Raw genomic sequence first — 13,499 nt, 5'->3', positions numbered from 1 at the left:
ATAAAAAAACGCTCACTTTTTAGTGAGCGTTTTTTTATTGTTTCTTTCCAAGTTGGAATTCTTTTCTAATTATCTTCGCAGTATGATGCAAGTAGATTACATTATTGTTGGTATTGGAATTGCTGGTATTAGTTTTTGTGAGCAATTAAAGTCTAATAATAAAACTTTTGTGGTATTTGATAATACATCACAACAATCTTCAACGGTTGCTGGTGGATTATATAATCCTGTTGTGTTAAAGCGTTTTACATCAGTTTGGAAAAGTAAAGAACAATTAGATATTGCATTGTCACTTTATGCTAATTTAGAGAAAAGACTCCATGTGAAATTAGATTATAAAATCCCAGTTTACAGGAAATTTGCATCTCTTGAAGAACAAAACGATTGGTTTGCTGCTTCAGACAAACCTTTACTTTCAGAATATCTTTCAACTACTATAATTAAAAATAATAATGACGCTATAAATGCACCTTTTGGTTTTGGTGAAGTTTTAGAAACAGGAAGAATAGATGTGAAAACTATGATTGAAGCCTACAAAACAGATTTGCTAAAACATGATTTATTGCTTGAAGAAGACTTTAATTATAATAATCTGAAAATTGACAACACTACCATAAGCTATAAAAATATTAACGCTAAACATATTGTTTTTGCAGAAGGTTATGGTATTAAACAAAACCCTTATTTTAATCACTTACCATTAGTTCCTGCAAAAGGAGAATTAGTTATAATACATGCACCAGATTTAAAAATAGATTTTGTTTTAAAGGCTGGGGTGTTTTTAATCCCTTTAAAATACGATTTATATATTGTTGGAGCCACTTATAATTGGAAAGACTTAACAAACCAAATTTCCGAGTCGGGTAAAGAAGAGTTGTTAATTAAGCTTAAAAAGCTAATTACTTGTTCTTTTAAAGTGGTTAATCAAGTTGCAGGTGTTAGACCAACTGTTAAAGATAGAAGACCTCTTGTTGGCCAGCATTCAACACATAAAAATATGTATGTATTAAACGGTTTAGGAACACGTGGTGTGATGATTGGACCTTATGTTGCTAATAAACTCTATAATTTTATAGAAAACGGAATTACTCTTGATGAAGAAATAGATATTAATCGATTTAATAACTAAAATCAAGTTACTTTTTTTTGCGCTAGGGATTGTAGTGGAAATCCTTTTTTGTCTCATTGAGCACAGTCGAAATGTTAAGACAAAAAAGATTATAACGTAAAGCCCGACCTTTAGGTAGCTCCCAAATAATTACTTTTTAGCTAAAGTTTTATCGTAATGTATGAAAAGGTTAATCCATATATTTCTGGATAACCTTAAAATAATAGGCATAAAAACAACTAATGTACCTATTATTGATAAAAACATCATGTTCAATCCTGCATTAAAAACAAAATAGGCTATAACAAAAGCTGCCACGGCAAATGCTATTCCAACTGCATAACTTACATACATAGAACCATAGAAAAACGATGGTTCAATTTTATATTTTGTTCCACAGTTAGAGCATTTTTCATGCATGCTTAATGCTTGAGATAAATTGTACGGGTTTTTATTTGTGTACATAGATTCTTCATGACATTTAGGGCATGTTCCTGTTAAAATACTATATAGCTTGGTTCCTTTTTTAAACATAATATTTGTGTATTTTTGCAAGCGCAATTACAAAACAAAAGTACATTTTTAAAGGTAATGCTTTTGTGATAAAAGTTACATTTCTATGATGAATATTCATAATCTATCAATTTCGTTTCAAGGAGAATACCTCTTTGAAGATCTCACATTTAAATTAGGAAATGGAGATAGAATAGGACTTATAGGTAAAAATGGAGCAGGTAAATCTACAATGCTTAAGATTTTATCTAAAGAAATGGAGCCTGATACAGGACAAATTGCAACAGATAAAGAACTTAAAATAGGTTTTTTAAAACAGGATATCGATTTTGTTTTTGGCAGAACAGTACTTGAAGAAGCATATGAAGCTTTTACTGAAATTAAAGCTCTAGAGGCTAAAATGGAAGCTGTAAATACCCAAATGGCAGAACGTACAGATTATGAAAGTGAAGGGTATCATCAACTTATGGTTGATATTAATGAACTTCAACATCAATACGAGATATTAGGCGGTTATAATTATCAAGGTGATACTGAAAAAATTCTTCAAGGTTTAGGTTTTCAACGCAAAGATTTTGAGAAGTTAACCGATACATTTTCTGGTGGTTGGCGCATGCGTATTGAGCTAGCAAAATTACTACTTCAAAATAATGATATTTTACTACTTGATGAGCCTACAAACCATTTGGATATAGAATCTATTATTTGGTTAGAAGGGTTTTTAAAGAATTATTCTGGAGCAGTAGTTATTGTATCTCATGATAAAATGTTTCTAGATAATATAACCAATAGAACTATTGAAATTTCTTTAGGTCGCATTTACGATTATCCTAAACCATATTCAAAATATTTAGTTTTACGCGAAGAGTTAAGAACACAGCAGTTAGCTTCTCAAAAAAATCAACAAAAACAAATAGAGCAAACCGAGAAGCTTATTGAAAAGTTTCGTGCCAAAGCATCAAAAGCAACTATGGCGCAATCGCTTATAAAGAAGTTGGATAAAATTGATAGAATAGAAGTTGATGAAGATGATAATTCTGTAATGACACTTAATTTCCCAGTGTCTATTACTCCAGGAAAAGTAGTTGTGGAGGCTGAAAATGTTTCGAAAAACTATGGCGATAACCAAGTTTTAAAGAATATAAGCTTGCTTATAGAACGCGATAGTAAAACCGCTTTTGTTGGTCAAAACGGACAAGGTAAATCTACACTAGCAAAAATTATTGTAGGAGATATAAAATACAACGGGCATTTAAAGTTGGGGCACAATGTGCAAATTGGTTACTTTGCTCAAAATCAAGCAGAGTATCTTGATGGAAATAAAACTGTTTTAGATACTATGATTGATGCTGCTAACGAAACTAATAGAAGTAAAGTAAGAGATATTTTAGGTTCATTTTTGTTTAGAGGCGATGAGGTTGAAAAATATGTACGAGTACTTTCTGGAGGAGAGCGAAACCGTTTGGCATTAGCAAAATTAATGCTTCAGCCATTTAATGTATTGATAATGGATGAGCCTACAAATCACTTAGATATTAAGTCTAAAAATGTATTGAAAGAGGCTTTAAAACGATTTGAAGGCACTTTGATTTTAGTATCCCATGATCGTGATTTTCTACAAGGACTAACCAATATAGTTTACGAATTTAAAGACCATAAGCTTAAAGAATATTTAGGTGATATAGACTATTATTTAGAACAACGCAAAGTTGAAAACTTGCGAGAAGTTGAAAAACGTACTGTAGTTAAAGAAACACCTAAAGAAAAAAATCAGCAATCTTACGAAGACCAGAAAAAAGTAAAATCTTTAAACAATAAACTGAGTAATGTTGAGTCAAAAATCAGTCAGTTAGAACGAGATATAAAAGCTATTGATCTTGAGTTAGAAATTAATTATGAAGAAGCGACATCTAAACCAAACTTCTTTGATAATTATCAAAAAATGAAAACTGATTTACAAAATTTTATGGAAAAATGGGAATCCATTCAGTTTGAGATTGAAGCTTTAGAAAACTAGCTTTTTAGGCTTTTTTTAACATTTAACTGTTAAACTAAGTAATAATTTTGTAGTCTTACATACTTAAACTAACCCAGTATGCGCAAAATTATCCTTTCCGTAATAGGAGTTTTACTAATAGTACTTTCTTTTTTATTTGCAAAAAAGCTTATTGCCAATAAAAACAAGCCTAAACCGGTTAAAGAAAAAATTGTTAAAACGGTATTTACAGATACGGTTTTAAATCAAACCGTTAAAATTATAATTCCGGCAAATGGCAGTTTAGTTGCAAAACAAAGAGTAGAATTATATGCCGAAGTTCAAGGTGTTTTTAAGCCTTCAAATATTCTTTTTAAACCAGGTCAGAAATACCGAAAAGGGCAATCCTTAATTAGAATTGATGCATCAGAGTATTACGCAAGTGTGCAATCTTCAAAAAGCAGCTTATATAATGCAATTGCAGCAATTATGCCCGATTTACGACTAGATTTTCCAGAAGTTTACCCAAAATGGCAAAACTACCTTAACGGTTTTGATTTAAATAAAACAACACCTAAGTTGCCAGAAATGGCTTCTGAAAAAGAAAATTATTTCATTACAGGACGTGGTATAATTTCTAGCTATTATAATGTTAAAAATTTGGAACAGCGCTTATCAAAATATAATATCACCGCCCCTTTTACTGGAATTTTAACCGAAGCTTTAGTTACTGAAGGGTCTTTGATTAGAAGTGGACAAAAATTAGGAGAATTTATTGATCCGTCAATTTACGAAATGGAAGTAGCCTTGAGCAAATCTTATGCTACATTATTACAAGTTGGTGAAGCTGTTATCCTAACTAATTTAGATAAAACTGAAACCTACAACGGTAAAGTATCTAGGGTTAATGGAAGTATAGATGCCACAACACAAACCATTACAGCTTATATTGAAGTTAAAGATGATAAGTTGAAAGAGGGCATGTATTTAGAGGCTAATTTGAATGCCAAAGAAGAACAAGATGCTATAGAGATAGATCGTAATTTGTTGCTAGAAAGTGAAGAGATATTTATTGTTCGAGATAGTGTGTTAGATGTTATACCAGTAAAACCAGTATATTTTTCAGATACCAAAGTAGTTTTAAAAAATGTGCCTAACGGAACAGTTATTTTAGAAAAACCAGTACCAGGAGCTTATGCAGGTATGTTGGTAAAACCTTTTGAGGATTCTACTAAAAATAATGATAAATAATGAGAAAATTAATCAGTTATTTTATCAGATATCATGTTGCTGTAAATATCTTCATTATCGCCTTTTTTGTATTTGGTGTTATTGGAGTTTTATCGCTTAAATCATCATTTTTCCCGTTAGTAGAATCTAAAATCATCAACATTAGTGTTGTATATCCTGGCGCATCTCCGCAAGAAATAGAAGAAGGTGTTGTTCTTAAAATAGAAGATAATCTTAAAGGATTAAAAGGTGTTGATAGAGTAACCTCAGTATCCCGTGAAAATAGCGGAACTATAACTGTTGAAATTGAAAAAGGTGAAAATATAGATTTCATGCTTTTAGAGGTTAAAAATGCTGTAGATAGAGTGCCTTCTTTTCCAACGGGTATGGAACCACTTATTGTTGCAAAGCGCGAAGAGGTAAGGCAAACTATATCTTTCGCTTTAAGCGGAAAAAACATACCATTAGCTACTTTAAAGCAGATAGGAAGACAAATTGAGAATGATTTAAGAACTATTGACGGTATTTCACAAGTTGAAGTTTCAGGTTATCCAGAAGAAGAAATTGAAATAGCGGTTAATGAAACAAGTTTGTTAGCTTATAATATTAGTTTTAATGATGTTGCTCAAGCCGTTAGTGCATCAAATATTTTAGTAACTGGAGGTAATATAAAAACAGATGCAGAAGAGTATTTAATACGTGCAAACAATCGATCGTATTATGGAAATGAACTTTCTAATGTCATTATTAAAGCCACAAATGAAGGGAAAACAGTACGTTTAAAAGATGTAGCTATCGTTCGAGATCGTTTTTCGGAAACACCAAACGCAACCTATTTTAATGAGCAATTAGCAGTTAATATTACAGTAACAAGCACAAATAATGAAGACTTAATTTCTTCTGCAGATAAAGTTAAAGAATATATTGAAGGTTATAACCAAAGTCATAATAATGTTAGACTTGATGTTGTTAGAGATTTATCAATTACGTTAAATCAGCGTACAGAATTACTAATAAAAAACGCAATTGCAGGAATAATTTTAGTACTTCTTTTCTTATCATTATTTCTTAATACTCGCTTAGCTTTTTGGGTTGCTTTTGGTCTTCCTATTTCATTTTTAGGGATGTTTATTTTTGCAGGTCAATTTGATGTGACTATAAATGTATTATCACTTTTTGGTATGATAATCGTGATAGGTATTTTGGTAGATGATGGTATTGTAATTGCCGAAAACATCTATCAGCATTACGAAAAAGGTAAAACACCTATTCAAGCCGCTATAGATGGTACAATGGAAGTTATTCCACCAGTAGTTTCAGCAATCATAACTACCCTATTAGCCTTTTCTTTATTTCTCTTTTTAGATAGTAGAATCGGTGAGTTTTTTAGTGAAGTTTCGGTAATAGTAATATTAACTTTAGTGGTGTCGTTAGTTGAAGCCTTAATTATTTTACCAGCTCATTTAGCACATTCTAAAGCTTTAAGAAAACCTGTTTTGGATGATAACCCTTCTAAAATGAAACAATTCTTTGCCAAAATGCGAATTATAAATAAAGCAGGTGATAATTTTATGGCTTTTTTAAGAGACAAAATATATACTCCTGTTTTAAGTTTTGTTTTAAAATTTAAGATGTTGTCTTTAGGGATTTTTATAGCACTTTTAATACTCACTTTTGGATCTATTGGAGGGGGTATAATTGGGTTAACTAGATTTCCTAGTATAGCAAGTGACACTGTTTCTGTAGAGTTAGATATGCCAAATGGCACGAATGTAGAAGTTACTGATTCTATTATTTCTATGATTGAACAAAAATCATATATAGTTAATAAAGAATTATCAGAAGAATATTTAAAAGGTACAGGGAAACAGCTTTTTGAAAATACAATTTTAAGCTTAAATAGCTCTTCTAGTGCACGATTACAGATAAATATGTTACCTGGTGAACAAAGGCCTGATGAGATTAATTCACGATTAGTGGCTAATAGATTAGGTGATGTTGTTGGACCAATTATAGGAACAGAGCGCTTAATATTTGGTTCTGGTGGAAATTTTGGAGGTAGCCCTGTTTCTGTTTCTTTATTGAGTAATAATATTGATGAGCTAAAAGCTGCCAAGTTAGAATTAAAACAAGTATTACAAACGAATCCATTGTTAAAGGATATTGAAGATAATGATCCAGCAGGAATTAAAGAAATTCGTTTAGAATTAAAAGAAAGCGCTTATTTGCTGGGGTTAGATTTAAGAACGGTGATGACACAAGTACGCTCTGGTTTTTTTGGAACACAAGCGCAGCGTTTTCAACGTGGGCAAGACGAAATTCGTGTTTGGGTGCGTTATAATAGAGCGAATCGAGAATCTATTAACAATCTAGACGATATGCGCATAGTTACACCAACTGGTGAGCGTGTAACACTTAAGGATATTGCAAATTATACTATTGAAAGAGGAGATGTTGCTATAAACCATTTAGAAGGTCAGCGAGAAATTCAAGTGTCTGCAGATTTAAAAGATCCTAATACAAGTACTACAGATATTATTGATGATATTAAAGCGAATATTATTCCAGAAATTAAATCAAAATATCCAACTATTTCAGTTTCATTCGAAGGACAAAATAGGGAGACATCTAAATTATTAAGTTCATTAAAAAAAGCAGGAATACCAATTTTATTTCTTATCTACATTGTAATTGCATTTACATTTAGAAGTTATAGTCAACCATTACTATTAATAATATTAGTTCCTTTTAGTTTGACTGCAGTTGCTTGGGGACATTGGTTATTTAATTTTCCTTTAAACACGCTATCGCTTTTAGGGATTATTGCATTAATAGGAATTATGGTTAACGACGGTTTGGTGTTAATAGGCAAATTTAATTCCAATTTAAAAGAAGGGATGACTTTTGATTTAGCACTTACTGAAGCTGGAAAATCTAGATTTAGAGCTATTTTCTTGACCTCATTAACTACTATAGCAGGTTTAGCTCCTTTATTACTTGAAAAAAGTAGACAAGCACAATTTTTAAAACCTATGGCTATTTCTATTTCATTTGGTATTGCATATGCTACCATACTAACATTATTAGCTTTACCATTATTCTTGTCTTTTAGTAACAGTATAAAAAAGAATGTAAAATGGTTGGCAACGGGTAATAAGATTACTAAAGAGGAAGTTGAACGTGCTATTATAGAGCAAAAAGAAGAACATGAAAATTAAATTTATTTTTTTAAGTATTTTTTTTATATCACAATCACTAATTGCGCAAGAATTACTCACACCCAACAAAGCGGTGAGTTTAGCTTTAGAAAATAATTACGGAATTAAATTAGCAAATACTAATGTTGAAGTTGCTAAAAATAATGCCAGTATTTTAAATTCTGGCTATTTGCCAACATTAACTGGAAATGCTGGTGCTACTTATAATGTAGACAATACAGAAGCAGAATTTTCAGATGGTAGAGTAACTACTTTAAATGGAGCTGAAAGCTCCAGATATAATGCATCAGTAGATTTAAATTATACATTGTTTGATGGTTTAGGTCGCGCTTACAACTATAAGCAACTTAAAGAAACGCAACAGTTAACAGAGTTGCAAGCTCGCGAAACAATTGAAAATACTGTTTTACAATTGTTTACTATTTACTATAATGTTGCAGAACTTACTGAAAATACAAATGCTATTTATCAAACATTTTCTATTTCTAAAGAACGATTAACTCGTGCAGGATATCAATTTGATTATGGTCAATCTACAAAATTGGATGTGTTAAATGCTGAAGTTGATATCAATAACGACAGCATTAGTTTGATGAATTCTAAACAGCAATTAAATAATTTTAAAAGAGATTTAAATCTTGTTTTAGGCAATACTTTATCTGAAGATTTTAATATTGATACAGAAATTAATTTTAAAATTTTACTGAATAAAGATGAACTTTTAGAAAAAGCAAAATCTTACAATAGTGCTTTGCTGCAAATAGATAAAAACATAGCCATTAATAATTTAATAGTGAAGTCTGAGAAATCGGCATACCTACCTACTGTTGGCTTAACAGGTAGTTATGGATGGAATAAAAGTAACAATAATGCAGCATCATTTGTGGCAGTATCTACAAATGATGGTTTTTCTGGAGGTTTAAATTTAAGATGGAATTTATTTGATGGCGGAAATACAATAACAAGAGTTAAAAACGCTAAAATCAATTTAGAGGCTCAAAATATTCAAAAGGAAGAGTTTATAGTCACTTTAGAGCGCGATTTTAATAATGCATGGGATGATTATCAGAATAAGCTAAACATATACAAACTACAAGAAGATAATATTAAAACCTCACAAAATAATTTTGATAGAACAGAAGAAAAATTTAAGCTTGGTCAGTTAAATTCTATTGAGTTTAGGCAAGCTCAAATAAATCTTCTAAATGCTGAATTAACTAGAAACCAAGCAAAATATGCTGCAAAATTAGCCGAATTACAATTACTTCAAATTAGTGGAGAAATATTAAATATAGACTTCTAAATAATAAGTAAAAAAAGAGTCAAAATAAACAGCTTTGTACGGTTAAAAGTGCATTTCATCTATAGGTATTTGTTAAAATTTTAAGCATTTCATCGATAAAAATAGTTATTAATCCTGTTCAGGTGTATATTCGTAAGAGATAACCTAAATGCTACCAGAAAATATGAAATCTTTTAAACTTTTAGTAATTTGTTTGTTTACAACAGTTTACGCTTTCGCTAATATATCTTCTACAGAAAAAAATGCTTTAATTGCATTATATAATGCTACAAATGGAGCAGAGTGGAATACAACATGGGATTTAAATACATCTGTAGATACATGGTACGGTGTTAAAATAGAAAATGATAAGGTTATAGAAGTAAATCTTCAATTTAATAATCTTCAAGGTAATCTACCACAAGAAATAGGGAATTTAAAGTATTTAAGAATAATAAACTTAGGTTTCAATAAATTGACAGGTACATTGCCTCATTCATTAAAAAATCTAAAAGAGCTAACAGCTTTAGAATTATTTATGAATAAGTTTGAAGGCCATATTCCTTCAGAATTAGGAGAATTAAAAAAGCTTGAATCATTAAAGCTATACAGTAATCAATTTACAGGAGAAATACCTAACGAATTAATGGGATTAACAAATCTTAAAGAGCTTTTGTTAGGAAGCAATTTTTTAACAGGCCATATACCAAATGAGATTTATGCATTAACTAAGTTGCAAAAGCTAAGTCTTATGGATAACAAAATGGATGGTGAAATACCAACTGAAATTGCACAATTAAAAAATCTTGAGGAATTATTATTATCAACAAATCAATTCACAGGAGATTTACCAATAGAGTTTATGAATTTAACTAACTTAACTACGGTTATGGTTAGTGATAATAACTTAAATCAGGAATATATTAGTGTTTCTGGGAATAATGCACCTAAGTTAGGAGCATTTGAAATGCAAAACTCTACAGCTGTAATGGATATAGAAAAGGATTAGTTTAAATTTTATAAATTTATTTTAAAATAGCCATCATTATGATGGCTATTTTTTTTAGATTTATTCTATGCTAGAACACTTTTTTACTTGTCCATATTGTTGGGAAAATATTTCTATGCTTATAGATAACTCAATATCAAGTCAATCCTACATAGAAGATTGCGAGGTTTGTTGCAACCCAATTCAAGTTTCTGCTAAGTTTTTAAATTCAGAATTAATAGAATTTCAAGCCAATAGTATTGAGCAATAATATTTTTTATTTTATGCTTGCAGATATTAAAAAGGGTTGTATATTTGCAGTCCAATATCGCGGGATAGAGCAGTAGGTAGCTCGTCGGGCTCATAACCCGAAGGTCACTGGTTCGAGTCCAGTTCCCGCTACTAGTAAAACCTTCAACCAAAAAGTTGAGGGTTTTTTTATGGGTTTGAAAGTATTAAAAAATTAAACTTATTATAGTTCCTTTTTCCGGCTCACTCTGTACCTGAATTCTTCCGTTATGTAACATCATAATTTGTTTTGAAAGACTCAAACCAATTCCGCTACCAGATTTTTTTGTACTAAAAAATGGTACAAAAATAGTTTCTAAAATCTCGTTTGCAATTCCTTTGCCATTGTCTGTAACTTTAATAACTATGTTATCTCTATTTTTTTCTGTTGAAAGTGATATTTTAGAATCTTTTTGTCCATCGCAAGCATCTTTAGCATTTATAATAAGATTGATTAATACTTGTTCAATTAAATGGGTATCAATATTTAATTCTAGTTTTGGGTTATTGTTTTTAAATTCTAATTGAATGTTTTTTTGATTCAATGTAGGTTGCATTAAATCATTTATACTTTTAAATAACTCATTAACTAAAATTCTTGATTTGTTAACTTGACTTACTTTATTTAAAGTTCTGTATGTTTTGGCAAATTTCATTAAACCTTCACTTCTTTTTTTAATACTAACAATACCAGTATTTAAATCTTCAAGGTTTAATTTTTGCTTGTTAGGATTTGTAATTGCTGTGTCTATCTGTTCATGTAGAGTTTCAGAAAGAGATGAAATAGGAGCAATACTATTCATGATTTCATGAGTCATAACGCTCAATAGTTTTTTCCAAGCTTCAGATTCATTTTTATTTAATGTGTTTTCTATATTTTGTATAACTATAAGTTTAAAGGAGTTTTCCTCTACTTGAAAAATAGTGTCAGAAATAAGAACTTTTAATATTTCTCCTCTCATTTCTAAATTTATAGATTGATAATGCGGGTAAAAGGTTTCAAACAAATCATCATACATTTTTCCTCTTCTCTTTTTAACAAATCTTATATTTTTAAAAGATGGTAAATCTATTATTTTTAAAAGCGAATCGTTAACCCAAAGTACATCGCCATTTTCAATGTTATAGGCAATAATGCCAACATCAACCATTTCTAGTATTTTTTGAAGGTATAAAAATTGAGCTTGACGTTCTTTGTTAATAGCTTTAAAAGTTCTATTTACCAAATTGAAGCCTTTATGAAGATTTCTAATATCTTTTGGTCCATGCTCTTCTGTAAACCATCTTGAAAAGTCTCTGTATTTAACAGACTCGAAAAAATCATCCATTTCTACAAAGCGTTTTGTGACAAAACGATAAAGGTTAACGAGTACGATTAGTGTTAATAGAATTCCGGAAAACAGAAAATAATTATCATTTAAACTTATACCATAAGCTATTAAAGTTACAGTTCCTAAAAGCAAAACAACTCGAATTAATAGCAGTAAAAAAAAAGATTTATAGGTCATACTTGTTTAATCTACGATATAGTGCAGTTCTTGTTATACCAAGCTCTTTAGCAGATTTAGAAATGTTACCTTTATTTTTTTCAATAACATTAAGAATAGCATTCTTTTCTAAAGTTTCCAGATTCATACTTTTAGATACAGGATTTTTTACTGTTCGTTCTATTGCAGAGAACACTAAATCATCGGATCTTAAAATATTTCCTTCTGCCATAATTACTGAACGTTCAAGTGTATATTGAAGTTCTCTTACATTGCCAGGAAAATCGTGCTCTTTTATTTTATTGACAAAATTTTGATCTAAAGTAAAAGGACCTTTAAAATATTTTTCGGCATAAGCATCAACAAAATAATGACTTAGTAGTATTATATCATTATCACGATCACGTAGTGGTGGCATAATAACATCTACAGTATTAATGCGATAAATTAAATCCTTTCTAAACTTACTTTCATCAGCAAGATCATTTAAGCTTAGGTTTGTTGCACAAATTAACCTTATATCTAAATCTACTGAATCATTAGAACCTAAAGGAGTTACTTGTCTGTTTTGTAAAACACTTAAAAGTCTTACTTGTTGACCAAGTGTAATATTGCCAATTTCATCTAAAAATAGTGTACCTCCATTTGCAGCTTCAAAGCGTCCAATTCTATTTTCGTTTGCGCCAGTAAATGCTCCTTTTTTATAACCGAATAACTCACTTTCAAATAATGATGAAGTTAGTGCTCCAACATCAACTTTTACAAAAGGTTTGTTTTTTCTGTTTGAGTTTTCATGTATGGCTTTTGCTATTAAATCTTTTCCGGTACCGTTTTCACCCAATATAAGAATGTTGGCATCAGTTGGTGATACTTTACTTATTTTTAGGAAAACATCTTGCATAATTTGACTTTCCCCAATAATTTTTAAGCCTTTTTTAGTATCTAATTTATGTTTTGTTGTTGTTTTCTTTTTAAGAATTTGGTTTATAGATTCAACTAATTTTTCATTCACCCAAGGTTTTACTAAAAAGTCTGAAGCACCTTCTTTTAAAGATCGAATAGCCAAATCTATATCACCGTAGGCAGTAATAAGTATAACATCAATTTTAGGGTTAAAGTTTTTAATTTTATTAAGCCAGTATATACCTTCATTACCGGTATGTACAACGCCATTGAAATTCATGTCTAGAATAATTAGATCAAAAGATTCTTTTTCAAGAAGTGAAATAATGGTGTTAGGATTTCTATTAACTACTACAGATTTTGCTAACGATTTAAGTAACAATCGTAAAGCAGTTAACACATCATCATCATCATCAATTACTAATATGTTGGCATTTTTTAATAGCATCTTTCAAATTTAATAATTTCAATAAGCTTTTTATAGTTATGGAGAATTAATTTATGAGG

Annotated in this window: 10 protein-coding genes and 1 tRNA gene; 8 read left to right on the top strand and 3 right to left on the bottom strand. The window is 30.1% G+C overall.

The features are described 5' to 3' along the window. Positions 1–85: 85 nt before the first annotated feature. Positions 86–1,129, top strand: coding sequence for an FAD-binding oxidoreductase (locus tag MBM09_RS15045; RefSeq protein WP_238676352.1), 1,044 nt, complete (start codon positions 86–88; stop codon positions 1,127–1,129). Positions 1,130–1,258: 129 nt separating this feature from the next. Here MBM09_RS15045 and MBM09_RS15040 read toward each other — a convergent pair whose 3' ends face one another. After that, positions 1,259–1,642, bottom strand: a complete 384-nt coding sequence (locus MBM09_RS15040) for a DUF983 domain-containing protein (protein ID WP_238674532.1) — start codon at positions 1,640–1,642, stop codon at positions 1,259–1,261. Between the two features lie 85 nt (positions 1,643–1,727). Between MBM09_RS15040 and MBM09_RS15035 the strand changes: the two genes are divergently transcribed. The 7 genes from MBM09_RS15035 to MBM09_RS15005 all read left to right on the top strand — a co-directional run bounded on the left by MBM09_RS15035 (position 1,728) and on the right by MBM09_RS15005 (position 10,716). Further along, positions 1,728–3,638 (top strand): ABC-F family ATP-binding cassette domain-containing protein, encoded by a 1,911-nt coding sequence (locus MBM09_RS15035; protein ID WP_238674531.1) that lies wholly within the window; start codon positions 1,728–1,730, stop codon positions 3,636–3,638. Positions 3,639–3,716: 78 nt separating this feature from the next. Continuing rightward, positions 3,717–4,847 (top strand): efflux RND transporter periplasmic adaptor subunit, encoded by a 1,131-nt coding sequence (locus MBM09_RS15030; RefSeq protein WP_238674530.1) that lies wholly within the window; start codon positions 3,717–3,719, stop codon positions 4,845–4,847. Then, on the top strand, positions 4,847–8,044 hold the full coding sequence (locus MBM09_RS15025) for an efflux RND transporter permease subunit (protein ID WP_238674529.1): 3,198 nt from the start codon (positions 4,847–4,849) through the stop codon (positions 8,042–8,044). Before MBM09_RS15030 ends, MBM09_RS15025 begins: the two co-directional genes overlap by 1 nt. Next, a complete protein-coding gene (locus MBM09_RS15020; protein ID WP_238674528.1) occupies positions 8,034–9,347 on the top strand; it encodes a TolC family protein in 1,314 nt (437 codons plus the stop codon). Before MBM09_RS15025 ends, MBM09_RS15020 begins: the two co-directional genes overlap by 11 nt. Positions 9,348–9,510: 163 nt before the next feature. Continuing rightward, a complete protein-coding gene (locus MBM09_RS15015) occupies positions 9,511–10,335 on the top strand; it encodes a Two component regulator three Y domain protein (RefSeq protein WP_238674527.1) in 825 nt (274 codons plus the stop codon). 67 nt (positions 10,336–10,402) lie between these two features. Continuing rightward, positions 10,403–10,585 (top strand): CPXCG motif-containing cysteine-rich protein, encoded by a 183-nt coding sequence (locus MBM09_RS15010; RefSeq protein ID WP_238674526.1) that lies wholly within the window; start codon positions 10,403–10,405, stop codon positions 10,583–10,585. A 58-nt stretch (positions 10,586–10,643) separates the two neighbouring features. Next, positions 10,644–10,716, top strand: a tRNA-Met gene (locus MBM09_RS15005). Between the two features lie 53 nt (positions 10,717–10,769). Here the strand turns inward: MBM09_RS15005 and MBM09_RS15000 are convergent. Next, positions 10,770–12,110, bottom strand: a complete 1,341-nt coding sequence (locus MBM09_RS15000) for a PAS domain-containing sensor histidine kinase (protein ID WP_238674525.1) — start codon at positions 12,108–12,110, stop codon at positions 10,770–10,772. Then, on the bottom strand, positions 12,100–13,440 hold the full coding sequence (locus MBM09_RS14995; RefSeq protein WP_238674524.1) for a sigma-54 dependent transcriptional regulator: 1,341 nt from the start codon (positions 13,438–13,440) through the stop codon (positions 12,100–12,102). Before MBM09_RS14995 ends, MBM09_RS15000 begins: the two co-directional genes overlap by 11 nt. Positions 13,441–13,499: the final 59 nt, after the last annotated feature.

The sequence above is a fragment of the Flaviramulus sp. BrNp1-15 genome, assembly GCF_022259695.1.
Classification (GTDB): domain Bacteria; phylum Bacteroidota; class Bacteroidia; order Flavobacteriales; family Flavobacteriaceae; genus BrNp1-15.
This window is presented reverse-complemented; position numbering and strand designations above follow the sequence as displayed.

What these genes read in the sequence shown, in the direction of transcription:
- MBM09_RS15045 (WP_238676352.1), top strand. Translation starts at nt 86, where the DNA reads ATGCAAGTAGATTACATTATTGTTGGTATTGGAATTGCTGGTATTAGT.
- MBM09_RS15040 (WP_238674532.1), bottom strand. Translation starts at nt 1,642, where the DNA reads ATGTTTAAAAAAGGAACCAAGCTATATAGTATTTTAACAGGAACATGC.
- MBM09_RS15035 (WP_238674531.1), top strand. Translation starts at nt 1,728, where the DNA reads ATGATGAATATTCATAATCTATCAATTTCGTTTCAAGGAGAATACCTC.
- MBM09_RS15030 (WP_238674530.1), top strand. Translation starts at nt 3,717, where the DNA reads ATGCGCAAAATTATCCTTTCCGTAATAGGAGTTTTACTAATAGTACTT.
- MBM09_RS15025 (WP_238674529.1), top strand. Translation starts at nt 4,847, where the DNA reads ATGAGAAAATTAATCAGTTATTTTATCAGATATCATGTTGCTGTAAAT.
- MBM09_RS15020 (WP_238674528.1), top strand. Translation starts at nt 8,034, where the DNA reads ATGAAAATTAAATTTATTTTTTTAAGTATTTTTTTTATATCACAATCA.
- MBM09_RS15015 (WP_238674527.1), top strand. Translation starts at nt 9,511, where the DNA reads ATGAAATCTTTTAAACTTTTAGTAATTTGTTTGTTTACAACAGTTTAC.
- MBM09_RS15010 (WP_238674526.1), top strand. Translation starts at nt 10,403, where the DNA reads ATGCTAGAACACTTTTTTACTTGTCCATATTGTTGGGAAAATATTTCT.
- MBM09_RS15000 (WP_238674525.1), bottom strand. Translation starts at nt 12,110, where the DNA reads ATGACCTATAAATCTTTTTTTTTACTGCTATTAATTCGAGTTGTTTTG.
- MBM09_RS14995 (WP_238674524.1), bottom strand. Translation starts at nt 13,440, where the DNA reads ATGCTATTAAAAAATGCCAACATATTAGTAATTGATGATGATGATGAT.